General features: G+C 58.8%; 17 protein-coding genes and 2 pseudogenes. 8 read left to right on the forward strand and 11 right to left on the reverse strand.

The annotated features are described in order from the left end of the window. The first annotated feature begins 75 nt into the window (after nt 1-75). The 3 genes from dbpA (at nt 76) to yccS (ending at nt 5,187) form a co-directional block, all read left to right on the forward strand. Entirely contained in the window at nt 76-1,461 is a 1,386-nt protein-coding gene (gene dbpA / locus BLU52_RS22735; protein ID WP_090287027.1) for an ATP-dependent RNA helicase DbpA, read from the forward strand. Nucleotides 1,462-1,603: 142 nt separating this feature from the next. Next, entirely contained in the window at nt 1,604-2,782 is a 1,179-nt protein-coding gene (locus tag BLU52_RS22740; protein ID WP_090287029.1) for a BaiN/RdsA family NAD(P)/FAD-dependent oxidoreductase, read from the forward strand. 230 nt (nt 2,783-3,012) lie between these two features. Further along, nucleotides 3,013-5,187: a YccS family putative transporter gene (gene yccS / locus BLU52_RS22745; RefSeq protein ID WP_090287031.1), complete on the forward strand. Its 2,175-nt coding sequence runs from the start codon at nt 3,013-3,015 to the stop codon at nt 5,185-5,187. Between the two features lie 78 nt (nt 5,188-5,265). Here the strand turns inward: yccS and BLU52_RS22750 are convergent, their stop codons facing one another. Further along, nucleotides 5,266-6,003: a substrate-binding periplasmic protein gene (locus tag BLU52_RS22750; RefSeq protein WP_090287035.1), complete on the reverse strand. Its 738-nt coding sequence runs from the start codon at nt 6,001-6,003 to the stop codon at nt 5,266-5,268. 254 nt (nt 6,004-6,257) lie between these two features. On the opposite strand from BLU52_RS22750, the gene BLU52_RS22755 reads away from it, so the two are divergent. Beyond that, on the forward strand, nt 6,258-6,710 hold the full coding sequence (locus BLU52_RS22755; RefSeq protein ID WP_090287038.1) for a GNAT family N-acetyltransferase: 453 nt from the start codon (nt 6,258-6,260) through the stop codon (nt 6,708-6,710). A gap of 183 nt (nt 6,711-6,893) precedes the next feature. Here BLU52_RS22755 and BLU52_RS22760 read toward each other — a convergent pair whose 3' ends face one another. From BLU52_RS22760 to BLU52_RS22770, 3 genes are read right to left on the reverse strand one after another with little or no spacing between them, the layout of a single operon-like run. Further along, on the reverse strand, nt 6,894-7,190 hold the full coding sequence (locus BLU52_RS22760; protein ID WP_090287039.1) for a winged helix-turn-helix domain-containing protein: 297 nt from the start codon (nt 7,188-7,190) through the stop codon (nt 6,894-6,896). 21 nt (nt 7,191-7,211) lie between these two features. Continuing rightward, the gene (locus BLU52_RS22765; protein ID WP_090287041.1) at nt 7,212-7,706 is read right to left on the reverse strand and encodes a M48 metallopeptidase family protein; all 495 of its coding nucleotides are present in this window, start codon (nt 7,704-7,706) and stop codon (nt 7,212-7,214) included. 45 nt (nt 7,707-7,751) lie between these two features. Continuing rightward, nucleotides 7,752-9,875, reverse strand: a complete 2,124-nt coding sequence (locus BLU52_RS22770; protein WP_090287043.1) for a putative bifunctional diguanylate cyclase/phosphodiesterase — start codon at nt 9,873-9,875, stop codon at nt 7,752-7,754. A gap of 311 nt (nt 9,876-10,186) precedes the next feature. Here BLU52_RS22770 and BLU52_RS22775 point away from each other — a divergent pair, with 311 nt between their 5' ends. Beyond that, nucleotides 10,187-10,855, forward strand: a complete 669-nt coding sequence (locus tag BLU52_RS22775) for a polysaccharide lyase family 7 protein (protein WP_090287046.1) — start codon at nt 10,187-10,189, stop codon at nt 10,853-10,855. Between the two features lie 125 nt (nt 10,856-10,980). Here the strand turns inward: BLU52_RS22775 and BLU52_RS22780 are convergent, their stop codons facing one another. Further along, nucleotides 10,981-11,244: a helix-turn-helix transcriptional regulator gene (locus BLU52_RS22780; RefSeq protein WP_231987990.1), complete on the reverse strand. Its 264-nt coding sequence runs from the start codon at nt 11,242-11,244 to the stop codon at nt 10,981-10,983. Between the two features lie 454 nt (nt 11,245-11,698). Between BLU52_RS22780 and BLU52_RS22785 the strand changes: the two genes are divergently transcribed. After that, on the forward strand, nt 11,699-12,061 hold the full coding sequence (locus BLU52_RS22785) for a DUF6124 family protein (RefSeq protein WP_090287048.1): 363 nt from the start codon (nt 11,699-11,701) through the stop codon (nt 12,059-12,061). Nucleotides 12,062-12,160: 99 nt separating this feature from the next. After that, nucleotides 12,161-12,411, forward strand: a pseudogene (locus BLU52_RS22790) (helix-turn-helix domain-containing protein). Between the two features lie 92 nt (nt 12,412-12,503). Here the strand turns inward: BLU52_RS22790 and BLU52_RS22795 are convergent. Then, nucleotides 12,504-12,827 (reverse strand): annotated as a pseudogene (locus tag BLU52_RS22795) (class II fructose-bisphosphate aldolase); the annotation flags it as partial. Between the two features lie 185 nt (nt 12,828-13,012). Here BLU52_RS22795 and BLU52_RS22800 point away from each other — a divergent pair. Beyond that, nucleotides 13,013-13,363, forward strand: coding sequence for a hypothetical protein (locus BLU52_RS22800; RefSeq protein WP_090287050.1), 351 nt, complete (start codon nt 13,013-13,015; stop codon nt 13,361-13,363). A 96-nt stretch (nt 13,364-13,459) separates the two neighbouring features. On the opposite strand, the gene fba is transcribed toward BLU52_RS22800, so the two are convergent. The 5 genes from fba to epd form a co-directional block, all read right to left on the reverse strand. Continuing rightward, on the reverse strand, nt 13,460-14,524 hold the full coding sequence (gene fba, locus BLU52_RS22805; protein WP_008081027.1) for a class II fructose-bisphosphate aldolase: 1,065 nt from the start codon (nt 14,522-14,524) through the stop codon (nt 13,460-13,462). A gap of 251 nt (nt 14,525-14,775) precedes the next feature. Continuing rightward, nucleotides 14,776-15,108 carry an MliC family protein gene (locus BLU52_RS22810; RefSeq protein WP_090287052.1) on the reverse strand — a complete coding sequence of 111 codons (333 nt, stop codon included), beginning with the start codon at nt 15,106-15,108 and terminating at the stop codon, nt 14,776-14,778. 56 nt (nt 15,109-15,164) lie between these two features. Then, complete coding sequence (locus tag BLU52_RS22815; RefSeq protein ID WP_090287054.1) at nt 15,165-15,389, reverse strand: hypothetical protein; 225 nt, start codon at nt 15,387-15,389, stop codon at nt 15,165-15,167. A 34-nt stretch (nt 15,390-15,423) separates the two neighbouring features. Further along, nucleotides 15,424-16,587 (reverse strand): phosphoglycerate kinase, encoded by a 1,164-nt coding sequence (locus BLU52_RS22820; protein WP_090287056.1) that lies wholly within the window; start codon nt 16,585-16,587, stop codon nt 15,424-15,426. Next, nucleotides 16,584-17,651 carry an erythrose-4-phosphate dehydrogenase gene (gene epd, locus BLU52_RS22825; RefSeq protein WP_090287059.1) on the reverse strand — a complete coding sequence of 356 codons (1,068 nt, stop codon included), beginning with the start codon at nt 17,649-17,651 and terminating at the stop codon, nt 16,584-16,586. The genes BLU52_RS22820 and epd overlap by 4 nt, the downstream gene beginning before the upstream one ends. Nucleotides 17,652-17,705: the final 54 nt, after the last annotated feature.

The following is a 17,705-nucleotide window of genomic DNA, read 5'->3' on the forward strand; positions in this document are numbered from 1 at the left end:
GTTCGTCCAGAACTTTCGAAGAAAGTGGCACGGGGCTGCTACACTGCGCGACATTTTGTTTTGCAGGCCCGTCCCGTGACCACCATCGCCACCGCTTTTAATACTCTGCCCCTGTCCGCCGCCATGCTGGCTAACCTCGAATCACTCGGTTATGCCCAGATGACGCCGATCCAGGCGCAGAGCTTGCCGGTGATCCTCAAGGGGATGGACCTGATCGCCCAGGCCAAGACCGGCAGCGGCAAGACCGCCGCGTTCGGTATCGGCTTGCTCAACCCGATCAACCCGCGCTACTTCGGCTGCCAGGCGCTGGTGATCTGCCCGACCCGTGAGCTGGCCGACCAGGTCGCCAAGGAAGTCCGTCGTCTGGCTCGCGCCGAAGACAACATCAAGGTCCTGACCTTGTGCGGCGGCGTGTCGTTCGGCCCGCAGATCGCTTCGCTGGAGCACGGCGCGCACATCATCGTCGGCACCCCGGGGCGCATTCAGCAGCACCTGCGCAAGGGTTCGCTGGTGCTCGATGGCCTGAACACGCTGATCCTCGACGAAGCCGACCGCATGCTCGACATGGGTTTCTACGACGCCATCGAAGACATCATCGTCAAAACCCCGGAGCGCCGTCAGACCCTGCTGTTCTCGGCCACGTACCCGGTGGGCATCAAGCAACTGGCCTCGAAGTTCATGCGTGACCCACAAACGGTGAAAGCCGAAGCGTTCCACGATGACACCCAGATCGAGCAGCGCTTCTATGAGATTTCCCCGGAAGATCGCATGAGCGCAGTGACCAAGGTCCTCCACCACTTCCGCCCGGCCTCGTGCGTGGCGTTCTGCTTCACCAAGCAGCAGGTGCAGGAAACCGTCGATCACCTGACCGCCAAAGGCATTTCCGCAGTCGGCCTGCATGGCGATCTGGAACAGCGTGATCGCGATCAGGTGCTGGCGATGTTCGCCAACCGCAGCACCTCGGTGCTGGTTGCCACCGACGTTGCCGCCCGTGGTCTGGACATCGATGCGCTGGACATGGTGATCAACGTCGAGCTGGCCCGCGATTCGGAGATCCACATTCACCGGGTTGGCCGCACCGGTCGCGCCGGCGAAAAAGGCATCGCCATCAGCCTGGTCGCCCCGGGCGAAGCGCACCGCGCGCAAGCCATCGAACAACTGCAGAAATCGCCGCTGAACTGGGATCAGATCGACAACCTCAAGTCCCAGGGTCTGGCACCACTGCAGCCGCCGATGACTACCCTGTGCATCGGCGCCGGGCGCAAAGACAAAGTGCGCCCGGGCGACATTCTCGGTGCGTTGACGGGCGAAGCCGGGATTCCCGGTGCGCAGGTGGGCAAGATTGCGATCTTCGATTTCCAGGCCTACGTCGCCGTGGAACGCACCGTGGCCATGCAGGCCTTGCAGCGCTTGAACGACGGCAAGATCAAGGGCCGTTCGCTGCGCGTACGTATTTTGTAAGAACAACGTAATTCCCCTGTAGGAGTGAGCCTGCTCGCGATAGCTATCTGTCAGCCAACATCTATGTTGAATGACACACCGCCATCGCGAGCAGGCGAAGGCCTACAGTGGGTCTTGTGGTGACATTTGTGAGGACACCGTTTTGCGCTCTACCGAAGTCGTGATCATTGGCGCTGGCGCCGCTGGGTTGATGTGTGCACTGACCGCCGCCGGGCGCGGGCGTCAGGTGTTGCTGCTCGATCACGCGAACAAGGCCGGCAAGAAAATCCTCATGTCGGGCGGTGGCCGCTGCAACTTCACCAACATGTACACCGAGCCGGGCAATTTCCTTTCGCAGAATCCGCATTTCTGCAAATCCGCACTGGCGCGTTACACCCAGTGGGATTTCATCGGCATGGTCGGCAAGCACGGCGTGCCGTACCACGAGAAAAAACTCGGTCAGCTGTTCTGCGATAACAAATCCAGCGACATCCTCGAAATGCTCCTTGATGAATGCGATCAGGCCGGCGTCGAGCTGCACCTCGACACTTCGATCCAGACCATCGAGAAGGTCGACAGCGGTTACCTGCTCGACACCACGCTCGGACAAGTGCAGTGCCAGTCGCTGGTGATCGCCACCGGCGGCCTGTCGATCCCGACGCTGGGCGCCACCGGTTTCGGCTATCAGGTAGCGAAACAGTTCGGCCATGAACTGCTGCCGACCCGCGCCGGACTGGTGCCGTTCACCATCACCGACCAGCTCAAGGAACTGTGCACCGATCTGTCCGGCACTTCGGTGGATTGTCTGGTCAGCTGCAACGAGCAAAGCTTTCGCGAAAACATCCTGTTCACCCACCGAGGCCTCAGCGGCCCGGCGATTCTGCAGATTTCCTCGTTCTGGGAATCCGGCGATACGGTGGAGATCAACCTGCTGCCGGATCACGACGCCGCGAGCTGGCTGCAGCAGCAAGTGGCCGAACGGCCGAACAGCGAGCTGAAGACGCTACTCGGCGAGATCTTCACCAAGAAAATGGCCAACCTGCTGGCAGACAACTGGTTCGTCTCCAAACCGATGAAACAGTACACCCACGCCGAACTGGCCGAGATCGCCGACAAGCTGGGCAGCTGGAAAGTCGTACCGGCGGGCACAGAAGGCTATCGCACGGCCGAGGTGACGCTGGGTGGCGTGGATACCCGCGAAGTCTCGTCGAAAACCATGGAATCGCTGAAAAGCCCCGGCCTGTATTTCATCGGCGAAGTGCTCGACGTCACCGGGCATCTGGGCGGCTTCAACTTTCAGTGGGCGTGGGCGTCCGGATACGCGGCCGCGCAGTACGCTTAACTCAAGGCCAAATATAAAACCCTGCAGGAGTGAGCCTGCTCGCGATGGCGGTGAATCAGTCGGTGAATGCATTGGCTGACACACCGCTATCGCGAGCAGGCTCACTCCTACAGTTGTTATGTGTGATGCAGTAAGGAACACTTTTTGCTGTCAGATGTGCTCGGCGCCATTGCGTCGGCGTCATTACTGGCTCAATTTAGCGGCATCGCCTCGGAAGGCCTTCGCACTTCATGTCCTCGACCTCGTTTCGTCAGTCTTTACGGCGCCTGTGGGCGCTGGATAAATTCAGTTATAGCGTGCGGGTGTTCATCGCCCTGACCGGCAGCATGGCGCTGTGCTGGTATCAGGATGAAATGGGCCTGCTGATTCCGTTGTTCCTCGGCATCATCGCCAGCGCCCTGGCCGAAACCGACGACAGTTGGCAGGGCCGCCTCAATGCCCTCGCGGTGACGCTGGTGTGTTTCAGCATCGCCGCGCTGTCGGTGGAATTGCTGTTCCCCTACCCGATCATTTTCGCCGTTGCCCTGGCGCTGGCCAGTTTCGGCCTGACCATGCTCGGTGCACTCGGCGAGCGTTATGGGGCGATTGCCTCGGCAACCTTGATCTTGTCCGTGTACACGATGATCGGCGTCGATCAGCGTGGCGGCGCGGTCACCGACTTCTGGCATGAGCCGATGCTGCTGGTCGCCGGTGCAGCGTGGTACGGTTTGCTCTCGGTGCTGTGGCAGGCGCTGTTTTCCAACCAGCCAGTGCAGCAGAGTCTGGCGCGGTTGTTTCGTGAACTCGGGTTTTATCTGAAGCTGAAGTCAGCGCTGTTCGAGCCGATCCGGCAGATGGACGTCGAAGCCCGGCGTCTGGAACTGGCGCAGCAGAATGGCCGTGTGGTCGCCGCGCTCAACACCGCCAAGGAAATCATTTTGCACCGGGTCGGCAACGGCCGCCCCGGGTCGAAAGTCAGCCGTTACCTGAAGCTGTACTTTCTCGCCCAAGACATCCACGAACGCGCCAGCTCTTCGCACTATCCGTACAACGCCCTCGCCGAGGCGTTTTTTCACAGCGACGTGCTGTTCCGCTGCCAGCGTCTGTTGCGCCAGCAAGGCAAGGCCTGCCGCGCCCTGGCCGAATCGATCCAGATGCGCCAGCCTTTCGTTTACGACGCGAGTTTTGCCGAAGCCCTCGGCGACCTGCACGCCTCGCTCGAACACTTGCGCATCCAGAGCAACCCCGCGTGGCGCGGCTTGCTCCGTTCGCTACGCGCACTGGCGGCCAACCTCGGCACCCTCGACCGTTTGCTCAGCGATGCGAGCAATCCTGATGCCCTCGCCGATGCGACCGACAGCAGCCTGCTCGACCGTTCGCCGCGCAATCTCAAAGACGTGTGGATTCGCCTGCGCACCCAGCTGACGCCGACCTCGTTGCTGTTCCGTCATGCCTTGCGCCTGCCGCTGGCACTGAGTATCGGTTACGGCATGGTGCACTTGATTCACCCGTCGCAAGGTTACTGGATCATCCTCACCACACTATTCGTCTGCCAGCCGAACTACGGCGCGACGCGGCGCAAACTTGGCCAGCGGATTCTCGGCACAGCGATCGGCCTTACGGTGGCGTGGGCGCTGTTCGACCTGTTCCCCAACCCGCTGGTGCAATCGTGCTTCGCCATTGCCGCCGGGGTGGTGTTCTTTACCAACCGCACCACGCGCTACACCCTGGCGACAGCGGCGATCACCATCATGGTGCTGTTCTGCTTCAATCAGGTCGGCGATGGCTACGGGCTGTTCCTGCCGCGCCTGTTCGATACCCTGCTTGGCAGCCTGATCGCCGGGCTGGCGGTGTTCCTGTTCCTGCCGGACTGGCAGGGCCGACGCCTGAACAAAGTGCTGGCCAACACGCTGACCTGCAACAGCATCTATTTGCGCCAGATCATGCAGCAATACGCCGCCGGCAAGAGCGACGACCTCGCCTATCGCCTGGCCCGCCGCAACGCGCACAACGCCGACGCGGCGCTGTCGACGACGCTGGCGAACATGCTCATGGAGCCGGGGCATTTTCGTAAGGAAGCGGATGTCGGCTTCCGCTTTCTAGTGCTCTCGCACACTCTGCTGAGTTATCTGTCAGGGCTGGGCGCGCATCGCGAGACGCAATTGCCAGCCGATGTGCGTGAGCACCTGATTGATGGGGCCGGGGTGAAGCTGGCCGCGAGCATCGACGAAATCGCCCAAGGGCTGGCGAGCAAACAGCCGATTGCGATTCAGAGCGATGAGGAAGAAGCACTGGCCAATGAGCTGGAGCAGATGGCCGACGAGATCGATGAAGGGCAGCGGCTGGTGCAGACGCAACTGGCGTTGATCTGCCGCCAGCTCGGGCCGTTGCGCACGCTGGCGGCGCACCTTATCAAGGAGGTTTAGCCGCAAGCTACAAGCTACAAGCTACAAGGCTGTCCGCTTTTAGCTTGCAGCTTGAGGCTCGAAACTTGAAGCTGCCGTTCACATCCCGTGCTGGCGCAGCAGCTTTTCATAACTGCCATCAGCCTTCATCGCTGCAATCGCCTTGTCGAACCCCGCAACAATCTGTTCATGCTGCGCATTCTTCAGGCTGACCAGAATATGCAGGCTGTTCTCACTCAACGGCTTAGGCAGGAATTCCACTGAATTGCGCACCTTGGCTGACTCGCGCGCCAGGTAATACTTGGCCACGTATTCGTCTTCAAGGGTCAACTTGACCCGATCCGCCGCGAGCATGCGCACACCCATGGCGAAGTTATGCACAGGGACTTTCTGCATCGCCGTATCGGCATCGAATACCGCCGAATAGGCGTAGCCGCGTACCACCGCAATCGGATAGGTGTGCAACTCCTGCAGATTGCTGTAATCGATCGGCGCGTCCTTGCGCTTGAGGAAGCGAATCCGGTTGGTCAGGTATTCGCCGGAGAATTGCCCATACCGGGTGCGGTCTTCGTTGTACCAAGCGTTGACCAGCACGTCGTAACGGCCTTCGTCGACGCCGAGCAACGCTCGCGCCCACGGCACCTGTTCATAACTGCTGGCGTAACCGGCCCGGGCCAGCGCGGTGCTGACGATATCCGTGGCCAGCCCGCCGTTGACCAGCGTGTCGTCGGTAAACGGTGGCCAATGATCGAAGACCAGTCGCAGCTTCTGCGCTGTCGCATCCTGGCCCAGCAACAGCAGTCCGATCAAAGCAACGGCTTGAAGCAATCGCGGCATGCTTGAACATCCTCAACGGGCAGCGGCCCGACGCGTCTCACGGCAAAAAACCAAGACCCCTTACCGGCAAAACCCAGGCACTAACATTAGCTCATTACAGCCAGTGCACGGCGCTCTCCAGCAGATTACACAAACTCGGCACGGCTGCGCGAAAGGAATGATGGCATTTTGACCTTTGTCACAGACGCTTACGCCATAAAGACATCTTTGTCGCGTGCGCTTAGTATCGGGCGACACGAACAAGGAATCGGCAAATGACAATCGAGTGGATCTGCAAACATCACAGCGATCTGGGCAAGGAACAGCTGTACGCGCTTCTGAGACTGCGCTCGGAAGTGTTCGTGGTCGAACAGAAATGCGCCTACCCCGATCTGGACGGCCAGGACCTCGATGGCGACACCCATCACCTGATGGGCTGGGAGAACGACCACCTAGTCGCGTACCTGCGCCTGCTGGATCCGCAGTCTCAGGGCGGTGACGTGGTGATCGGCCGCGTCGTGACAGCACCGGCCGGTCGCGGCAAAGGACTGGGGCACAAGATGATGGAGCAGGCGTTGAAACAGGCCGAGAAGCATTGGCCGCAGGTGCCGATCTACCTGTCGGCGCAGGCGCATCTGCAGGGGTATTACGGCCGGTACGGGTTTGTGGTGGCAGGTGAGGAATATCTTGAGGATGACATTCCACATATCGGGATGCGTCGCGCCTGAACAGCCCCTCACCCTAGCCCTCTCCCAGAGGGAGAGGGAACTGACCGAGTTGTCTGCCGCTATCCGCCGACCCGAAAACTGCGTCGATCATGGATTCAAAACAAAACTTTCAGGCCGGCGATTTCTCCAATATCCCCCTATCAGTCCCCTCTCCCTCTGGGAGAGGGTTAGGGTGAGGGGCTCTTAGGGATACTCCAGCACAGCCTTGATCTGCCGCAAATTGCGCTCGATCCAGCCACGATCAATCGCTCCCCAATCGCGAATCCGATAACGCCCGGCATGATTGCGCGCGCCCTCTTCCTGCTCGAACTCACAGACGATATCCAGATCCGCCAGCGCTGCGATCGTGTCCTGCGCTGTGCGGCGGGGCATGCCGGTGACTTCGGTCAGTGCCGGCACGCTCGGCGCCAGGCCGCTGTCGATCAGGTACGCCACGAACAGGCGGCGGTAGAAACTGCTTTTGGTCTTGCTGACGTCCATCCACATCTTCCTGATAGCTGATCAAGCTTGCATGTCGCGCCAGGTCAGGTACACGCGCAGGTCGAACTCGACCTGGTGATACCCCGGCAGCATGTGCTCGCACAATTTATAAAACGCCTTGTTATGGTCCGACTCCTTGAAGTGCGCCAGTTCGTGCACGACGATCATTTTCAGAAAGTCCGGCGCGGCGTCCTTGAACAATGAGGCGATGCGAATCTCTTTCTTGGCCTTGAGCTTGCCGCCCTGCACCCGCGACACCGTGCTATGCAGGCCGAGCGCCCGGTGGGTGAGGTCGAGGCGGTTGTCGAACAGCACCTTGTCGATCGCTGGCGCATTGCGCAGGTATTCCTGCTTCAGCTCCAGCGCATAGCTGTACAACGCCTTGTCGCTCTGCACGTCGTGCCGGCCCGAATAGCGTTGATCGAGGTATTCGCCCAGCCGCCCTTCGGCGATCAACTGGCGCACCTGATCCTGCAAACGTTCCGGATAAGCCTGGAGGTATTTCAACGCAGTCATCAGCGGGCAGCACGGTTGGCAAAAAGGTGCGCCAGTGTAGCGAATTCAACCGGCCAGCGCGCCCCAGTCAAACGGCTCGGCGAAGCTTGCCGCGTCCTCGGCGATCAACGGCCGCGCCACCAGGAAGCCTTGCACATGCTCGCAGCCATGGGCTTGCAGCCACTGGTATTGCTCGACGGTTTCCACGCCTTCGGCGATCACCAGCAAACCGTATTGTTTGCACAGACTGATCACCGTACTGACCAGCGAGGCGTCGCGGGGCGAATCAGGTAACCGGGCGATCAAATGGCGATCAAGCTTGAGCGTATCCAGCTCCAGATCGCGCAAATGCGCCAATGAGCACGGCCCGGAACCGAAGTCATCGAGCGCCACGCGCACACCAAGATTACGCAGCAAGCGCAACTGTTTGCGGGTTTCGTCGGGGTTCTGCATCAAGGCTTCTTCGGTGATCTCGACCTCCAGCTGTCGCGGCTGCAAGGCGTGACGCTCCATCACCTGACGCAATTCGGTAACCAGATTCGGCAGGCTGAACTGGGTGTTGCTCAAACTGACGCCCAGCACCAGATCATCGGCAAACAGACTTTCCCAGGCTTTACGCTGACCTGCACCACGATGATAAATCCAGCTGCCGAGACGACTGATCAGCCGCGCCTCTTCCAGCAGCGGTAAAAACAGACCCGGCGGTACATCGCCGACGCTTGGATGTTGCCAGCGCAGCAACGCCTCGAAACCTCGAATCCGGCCGCTGCCAATCGCCACCTGTGGCTGGTAGACCAGGTTGAAATCACGGTTTTCGATGGCGGCGCGCACGCTTTCCTCAAGCATCAGTCGCGAACGCGCGCGACCGTTCATCTCATGATCATAAAAGCGATATTGCTGACGCCCGGCGCGCTTGGCTTCATACATCGCAATATCGGAAGCGCGCAACAAACCGTCGAGGTTCGAGCCGCAGTCCGGGTACGTGGCGATGCCGATGCTGGCGCCGAGGACGATATCCAGACCTTCGATCTGCTGACAGATCGACACGCGCTCGATGAGTTTTTCCGCAATCTTCGCCGCCTGCTCGGGAAACTCCAGATCCAGCAGCGCGGTGAATTCATCGCCGCCCATGCGCGCCAGAATGTCGAACGGCCGCAGGCAAGCTTTCAATTGTTCGGAAACCCAGCGCAGCACCCGGTCGCCGGCATCGTGGCCGAGGGAATCGTTGACCCGTTTAAAGCCATCGAGGTCCAGATACAGCAGCACCCAACTGCTGTCACTGCGCTCGCCGCGCAACAGCAGGTTTTCCACGGTCTGGTAGAAACCGCGACGGTTGAGCAGTCCCGTCAGCGGATCAGTCACGGCCTGAAATTCGAGCTGCTGATGCAGGTGACGCACCACCGACATGTCGAGCACGGTCACCACCATCGCATGCTGCTCGGACGGCAGCGCCGCACAGGACAGCGCAACCGGCACTTGCTGGCCCGGCGCCGTGCGCAGCAGGGCATCGTGCAGTCGCAAGGTTTCGCCACGCTTATAGCCGGCATAGAACTCGGAATCGGCCCACAGCGCAATGTGCGGTTTCTGCAAATAATCGAGAAATTCCTTGCCCTGCAGCTCCTTCACCGGCGCGTTAAGCAAGCGCGAAATTGCCGGGTTGGCAAAGCGGATCAAACCGTCCTCGCCGAGCACCAGAATGCCCTCGGCCGCGTTGTCCAGCACCGAGGCGTTAAAGGCTCGCGCCACTTCCAGGTCATGACTCAGACGCTGCAACGCACGGCGGTTGCGCTGGTGTTCCAGCAGCGCCTGCACTTTCGGTTTGAGAATCTGCGGGTCGAAGGGCTTGAACAGGTAATCCACCGCGCCACTGGCGTAGCCCTTTATCACGGCGTCCTGGGATTGCTCGTTGGCGGTGAGAAAGATGATCGGCGTCAGCCGTGTGCGCTGACTGCCGCGCATCAACCGCGCCACTTCAAAACCGTCCATACCGGGCATCTGCACATCCAGCAGCACCAGGTCGACGTCTTGTTCGAGCAGAATATTCAGCGCCTCGAAACCGGAGGCGGCGGTGATCACATGCCAATCCTGGCGCTGCAACAACGCGCGCATGCTGATCAGGTTTTCAGGGTAATCATCAACGATCAAAAGGACAGAGCTGCCTTCACCTGGCTGGGGTTGCGCGCATTCCATGCTGCTTCTCTTTTCGGTACCGTTGCCGGCAAAAACGTAGACGAACTGAGCCTTCACTCTAGACGCGGATCGGTGAAAGCAGAAGCTGTCATCCCGCCATCATCCAGACAATGCTCAACTCAGCCGACTAACGGTCGCCGCTACAGCCCCCGAAAACCGGGCGGGATGGCATTTCGACAGGACTTTGACGTCAAGTAATCGCCGGACGGGCATTAACAAAAATTGCCGCTACGCTTATAAAGACGCCCGAAAACGCGCGGGCTAGAGCTTCTGGCACCGACGTTCCGGATGAATTGAGTGGAAGAACCGTCATGATCGATCTCGCAACCTGGAACCTCAGCGTTCCCGTTGGCAGCCCGCCATACACCGTCGAAACCTCGAAACTGGTGGATGGCTTCAAGGATCAGTACTTCCATTCCGACACCGGCACCTTGTTCTTCTGGTCACCGGTGACCGGCTCGAAAACCGAAAACGCCATCTACCCGCGCACCGAACTGCGTGAAACCTTCAGCAACGGCACCCTGCGCAACTGGTACTACCCGGACGCCGACAACCTGCTGCGCGCAACCCTCACCGTGAACAAGGTGCCGAGCTCCGGCAAAATCGTCATTGGCCAGATCCACGCTTATGAAAGCCAGCGGCCAATGGTCAAACTCGAATACCAGTACAAGACCAAAACCGAAACCGGCAACCTGGTAATCAAAGTGCGCATGCGCCCCGATGACGCCGAAAGCCGCGTTATCACCCTGGCCACCGGAATCAAGCTCGACCGCGAATTCAACTACCTCATCCACCTCAGCCCCGGCGGCGCGCTGGGCGTGAGCGCGGCGGGTTATCAATGGGATTCACAGATCAGCGCGACGTGGCGCGACAAGCCGTTGTACTTCAAGGCTGGGGTTTATGTGCAGGACAACACCGGGTATACGAGTGAGGGTGGGCAGGTAACGTTTTCGAAGCTGGATATTGATCACGATAAATGAGCTGAGAGCCCTGAGGTTTTGCAAAGTTTAAAAGGCCACCCAGTCAAACGGGGCTGCACCTGCATTTACAGGCAAACAACAGCTAACCTTTGCACGGCTCACCTGCCCGGCCTTGGGGCTTGACCTTACTCATCATGCTCTACCAGATCGGCTAACGATTTGAGATCGATGCGGTTATCGACGATTTCCAACGCCATGCCCAACGCAGTAATCACTCGAAACACGGTATAGAACGCGACGTTTTCACCGGCCCCAAGATCAATGATGGTTTTGCGGCTGCACTTGGCCCTCTGCGCCAAAATGGCTTGGCTGTATCCCTTGGCTTTGCGCACTTGACGCACGCGCTCGGCGAAGATGGCTGGGTTGCTCAAAATCAAAATGTCACCCATATGGGACTTTTATCCAACTTTACTCAGTAAAGTCCGATATGGGTTACTTTCCGACAAGCAATTCCATGCCGACGCTCAAGCATTTCCGAATTGACCATCAGCTTTTCAACAGCACGTTTACTTTTTTCTGCAACTACCTCCGAGAGCCTACAACAGCTTGCGCCGTTGCCTACCACTGCGCCAGAATCCGCCGGCTTGTGCGCCTGGCGGGCCATCGGTAACTTGATTCGCATCACTGATTTCCAGTGATCGGGTTTAGTAGCCCGAGGTGTTTTCAGCTCAGGTTCATAGCACATCAGGCAGTTTTGCTGCCTGGCTCGATGGTGGCTGTGTGCAGGGCGCTTCGGCGCGCCGGTTTATGCTGAATAACTCCCCGGTCTACTAACCTGCGCACAGCTGCCACCCCTTTTTTTAGTAGAGAAGGCGAAGCGGCTCCAATCAGGAGTTTTCAGCAATGTTCAAAGTTACGCCAAACCCGCCGGCCACCGATCCGGCATCACCGTACGACTCCCTCGACTCAAAAAAACTCAACGACGCCGCCGAGCGCGCCCTCGACCACTACCTCAGCCCCGCCGCACACATCATGACGTGCGCCCACGAACCCGAGGCCATGTACCTCGCCAACCCGAAGTACAACACCGAATCCCTGCTGGCCAACGCCAGCGAAACCCTGGGTTCGGCCAGCGAAATGCTGCATAACTTCGCCGCGACGCTCGACACCTCGCACCGCAAGACTGCGCTGGGTATCGCGCAGGTCGTCATGCTCGGTGAGTTGGCGGTGAATCAGGCGCTGGATCATGTTGAGTTGAAAGAATAACAACCGCACAAAAACCCGCTTTACGGCGGGTTCTTGATCCAAATGGATTTAATGTTCCGTATACGCGACATTGATCCAACAATGTTTCGGTAGCGCAACATGGACTATTCATTTTTGATCAGCCGCCTCGGCGTGCAAATGCGCGAAAAACGTCTGAATCGAGGCCTGACGCAGGCTCAGCTTGCCGATCTGGCGGGACTGACGCGATATAAAGTCATCGCGGTGGAGAAAGGCACCCTTTCTGTCGGCATGATCGCTTACGCGCGCGTTTTGGCCGCTTTGGACTGCGAACTCTCGGTGCTCCAGCCAGAATGCCGACCCTTGAAGAGGTTGGTGATTTATTTGAATGAAAACGACCTCTATTACTCAGCGCAAGAAAATCCCGCCCACAAAAAAACCCGCCTAACGGCGGGTTTCTTTTAAATCAGTTCAACACTTAGGCTCAGTTAACCTTAGCGTTCAACTCACCCTTCAGATAACGCTGATACATCGCTTCCAGCGAAATAGGTTTGATCTTCGAAGCATTACCCGCAGTACCAAACGCTTCATAACGAGCGATACACACATCACGCATCGCCGTCACAGTCGCGCCGAAGAATTTACGTGGGTCGAATTCGCTCGGGTTGGTGGCCATCAGGCGACGCATCGCACCGGTGGATGCCAGGCGCAGATCGGTGTCGATGTTGACCTTGCGCACGCCGTGCTTGATGCGTTCGACAATTTCTTCAACCGATACGCCGTAGGTTTCTTTGATGTCGCCGCCGTAATAAATCTGTTCCCTTTTTGATTCTTTTTGTTTTTTTATTAAAATCCGGAATCCTTATAGCGAAAAAATATTAAAACCTGTCATTTATTACAGGTTACCTGCAACGACTTCTCACCTAATCTCATCAACGTAATACAAGACAACCTATTTAACTTAATTACTTGAATACACATAAGGCATATATCATGAAAATTTACAAAGGCGAAGTATTTAACTCCGCCAACGAGAGACATCCAGCCACACTCAAATTTGACGATCCAGCCAAGCAAACTGGCAACATAGTTAACGGCTCCATGGACTATTGCGGACTTGACTTCCTCGTCAATGGCAACTGCACAAAGTCCACCTGGACTTATAATCTTACAGCGAAATCAGATGCCAAAGAAAGAGATGAGGAAAACCATGGTCCAAGCACTCTCGGTATTGTGATGAAATCAACTGATGGAACCGACAATAACTTGCTAGGTGAAGTTACCGTTAAATTCGGCGGGCCGAATTTAGGCCAAACCTTTGGAATCACATTCACAAAAGCCTGACAAAATTTTAGATAACTTCGTCAGGCGAAAATAGTCACCGCACAAAAAACCCGCCTTACGGCGGGTTCCTTTTATAAAGCAGTTCAACACTTAGGCTCAGTTAACCTTGGCGTTCAACTCACCCTTCAGATAACGCTGGTACATCGCTTCCAGCGAGATCGGTTTGATCTTCGAAGCATTACCGGCGGTACCGAACGCTTCATAACGAGCGATACACACATCACGCATCGCAGTCACAGTTGCGCCGAAGAATTTACGTGGGTCGAATTCGCTCGGATTGGTGGCCATCAGGCGACGCATCGCACCGGTGGAGGCCAGGCGCAGGTCGGTGTCGATGTTGACCTTGCGCACGCCGTGTTTGATGCCTTCGACGATTTCTTCAACCGGTACGCCGTAGGTTTCTTTGATGTCGCCGCCGTACTGGTTGATGATCGCCAGCCATTCTTGTGGTACCGAGGACGAACCGTGCATCACCAGGTGGGTGTTCGGAATGCGTTTGTGGATTTCCTTGATGCGGTCGATCGCCAGCACGTCACCGGTAGGTGGCTTGGTGAACTTGTAGGCGCCGTGGCTGGTGCCGATGGCGATGGCCAGGGCATCGACCTGAGTGCGCTTGACGAAGTCAGCCGCTTCTTCCGGGTCGGTCAGCATCTGGCTGTGATCCAGAACGCCTTCGGCGCCGATGCCGTCTTCTTCACCGGCCATACCGGTTTCCAGCGAACCCAGGCAGCCCAGTTCGCCTTCTACCGAAACGCCGCAGGCGTGAGCCATGGCGACGGTTTGTTGGGTGACGCGGACGTTGTAGTCGTAGTCGGTCGGGGTCTTGCCGTCTTCGCCCAGCGAGCCGTCCATCATCACCGAGCTGAAGCCCAGTTGAATCGAACGCTGGCAGACGTCAGGGCTGGTGCCGTGGTCCTGGTGCATGCACACCGGGATGTGCGGGAATTCTTCGATCGCCGCCAGGATCAGGTGACGCAGGAAAGGCGCGCCGGCATATTTGCGGGCGCCGGCCGAAGCCTGGACGATCACCGGGGAGTCAGTCTTGTCAGCGGCTTCCATGATGGCGCGCATCTGCTCAAGGTTGTTGACGTTGAAGGCTGGAACGCCGTAGCCGAACTCGGCTGCGTGGTCCAGCATCTGGCGCATGCTGATAAGTGCCATTGTGTGTGTCTCTCCCGGTTGAGGGTCGTTGATCGTGCCAGCCTGCCGGAGCGGCGGCGGCTATTCAAGTGCTTGCAGATCAGGGGTTAAACCCGATCTGGTGATTCGGTAAAACCCATTCTTCAGAACTGCGCAGAACCCTTGTAGGCCTTCGCCTGCTCGCGATAGCGGCCTGACAGTCGCTGCAGTGTTGACTGCAGAATTGCTATCGCGAGCAGGCGAAGGCCTACATTGGGCCTGCGGTGTTGCGATTATTCGGCCTTGCAACCCCGGCCAATCAGGTCATTGGTGGCGACCCAGTACACCAGGCCTTCGTCACCCTTGACGTGAAACGCCAGCATGCCGTCGCTGTACAGCGTGCCCGAGGCCCCCGGCTCTTCTTTCAAGCGGTAGACCTGATCGCCGCCGCCCAGTCGCACATCGACTTCCCTCTGGCCGGCATCGGCGTAACGCCACAGCACTTTGGCCTGGCTGTCGCAGGTCCAGGTGGTCCAGTTGTCTGCCGGGGCGGACGACTGAAACAGGTTCAACTGCGCGCAACCGCCCAACAATGCCAACGCCGCAATGGCGATCAAGCCTTTCATCCGTGTTCCTCGACTGACGGCACACGCCGCCAGCCCTGAGTTAAGAGTCAGACCCGTCAAGGACAACCATGTTCCTTGGCCGGGGTTTGCGTCTCGTATTTCTCCAGACCGTCCGGCCCGGAACGCTTGTTCAGCACCGGGTTGGTTTCGGCCTGCCAGTCGGCCTGGTAACAGCCCTTCTGCGGCTCGCTCGGTGCCGGCGTGGCTTCGGCCTTGGGATTATTACTCCCGCAGGCCGCCAGCGTAGCGGTCAGCAACAACAGCGCTAACGACTTGACCATGTGAACACTCCTTTGCCTGGCCAAATGGGCGGCCTCAGGCCTTGGCCCGGCTTTCCAGGACTTCAACGGCCGGCAACACCTTGCCCTCGACGAATTCGAGGAACGCGCCACCACCGGTAGAAATGTAGGAGATCTGTTCAGCCACGCCATATTTATCGATCGCCGCCAACGTGTCGCCACCGCCAGCGATGGAGAACGCCGAGCTTTCGGCGATGGCCTGTGCCAGCACCTTGGTGCCGTTGCCGAACTGGTCGAATTCGAACACGCCGACCGGGCCGTTCCACAGAATGGTTTTCGACGATTTCAGCAGCTCGGCGAAGTTGGCCGCGGTTTGCGGGCCGATATCCAGAATCATGTCGTCAGCAGCAACGTCGGCGATCAGCTTGACGGTGGCTTCGGCGGTTTCGGCAAATTCCTTGGCAACCACCACGTCGACCGGCAGCGGCACGCTGACCTTGGCGGCGATGGCGCGCGCGGTGTCGAGCAGATCCGGCTCATACAGCGACTTGCCCACCGGGTGACCGGCCGCCGCAAGGAAGGTGTTGGCGATGCCGCCGCCGACGATCAGTTGATCGCAGATCTGGCTCAGGCTGTTCAGCACGTCGAGCTTGGTCGAGACCTTGGAGCCGGCAACGATGGCCGCCATTGGCTTGGCCGGCGCGCCGAGGGCTTTGCCCAGTGCGTCCAGTTCAGCGGCGAGCAACGGGCCAGCGGCTGCAACTTTGGCGAACTTGGCCACGCCGTGAGTCGAACCCTCGGCGCGGTGAGCAGTACCGAAAGCGTCCATCACGAACACGTCGCACAGGGCCGCGTATTGCTGGGCCAGTTCGTCGGCGTTCTTTTTCTCGCCCTTGTTGAAGCGCACGTTTTCGAACAGCACGATGTCGCCGGCCTTGACGTCAACACCGCCCAGGTAATCAGCCACCAGCGGCACTTCGCGGCCCAGGGCCTTGCTCAGGTAGTCGGCGACAGGCTTGAGGCTGTTCTCGGCAGAGAACTCGCCTTCGGTCGGACGGCCCAGGTGCGAGCAGACCATTACGGCCGCGCCTTTTTCCAGGGCCAGCTTGATGGTCGGCAGCGAAGCCAGGATTCGCGCGTCGCTGGTGACCACACCGTCCTTGACTGGGACGTTGAGGTCTTCGCGGATCAATACGCGCTTGCCTTGCAGATCGAGGTCGGACATCTTCAACACGGTCATGGGTCGCACTTCCTACGGTTTTTTGAAGTTGCTGTTTGCAGATAGTGATCCGCAACGTCCAGCATTCGGTTGGCAAACCCCCACTCGTTGTCGAACCAGGCCAGGATGTTTACCAGCCTTGGGCCGGAAACACGGGTCTGACTGGCATCGACAATGGCCGAATGTGGGTCATGGTTGAAATCACAACTGGCGTGCGGCAACTCGGTATAGGCCAGAAGCCCCTTGAGCGGGCCGCTGGTGGCGGCGTCGCGCAGGATCCGGTTGATCTCGTTGGCGTCGGTCGCTGTGGCGGTCTGCATCGTTATATCGAGGCAGGACACGTTGACCGTCGGCACGCGTACGGCTTTGGCCTGAATTCGCCCGGCAAGTTCCGGCAGCAGGCGCTCGATGCCCCGCGCCAGACCAGTGGACACCGGGATCACCGACTGGAACGCCGAACGGGTGCGGCGCAGGTCTTCGTGGTGATAGGCGTCGATTACTGGCTGATCGTTCATCGCCGAGTGAATGGTGGTGATCGACACGTAATCCAGGCCGATCGCCTTGTCGAGCAGACGCAACAGCGGCACGCCGCAGTTGGTGGTGCAGGAGGCGTTGGACACCAGCCGTTCGTCACCGGTCAGGCAATCCTGATTGACCCCATAAACGATGGTGGCGTCGACATCCGCCTCGCTGGCCATCGGCTGCGAGAACAACACGCGTGGCGCGCCCGCATCGAGAAAGCGCTGGCCGTCTTCACGGGTGTTATAGGCACCGGAGCATTCGAGCACCAGATCGACGCCCAGCGACGCCCAATCGATGCCTTCGGGAGTGGCACTGCGCAGGACCTTCACGCAGTCGCCATTAATATGCAGACAATCGCCTTCTACGCGCACTTCGCCGGGAAAACGGCCGTGGGTGGAGTCAAAGCGTGTCAGGTATTCGATGCTGGCCATGTCGGCCAGATCGTTGATCGCGACAATTTCAAACCCGGCTTTTTCGCCTCGCTCAAACAGCGCACGCAAAACGCAACGACCAATGCGGCCGTAGCCGTTGAGTGCAACTTTGTAGGGACGCGGTTGAGGCATGGGGTTCTCGATTACCGTGGTGAATCAGAAAGCTTTTCGTTGTCTGAACCGACG

The organism is Pseudomonas granadensis, assembly GCF_900105485.1.
Classification (GTDB): Bacteria; Pseudomonadota; Gammaproteobacteria; order Pseudomonadales; family Pseudomonadaceae; genus Aquipseudomonas; species Aquipseudomonas granadensis.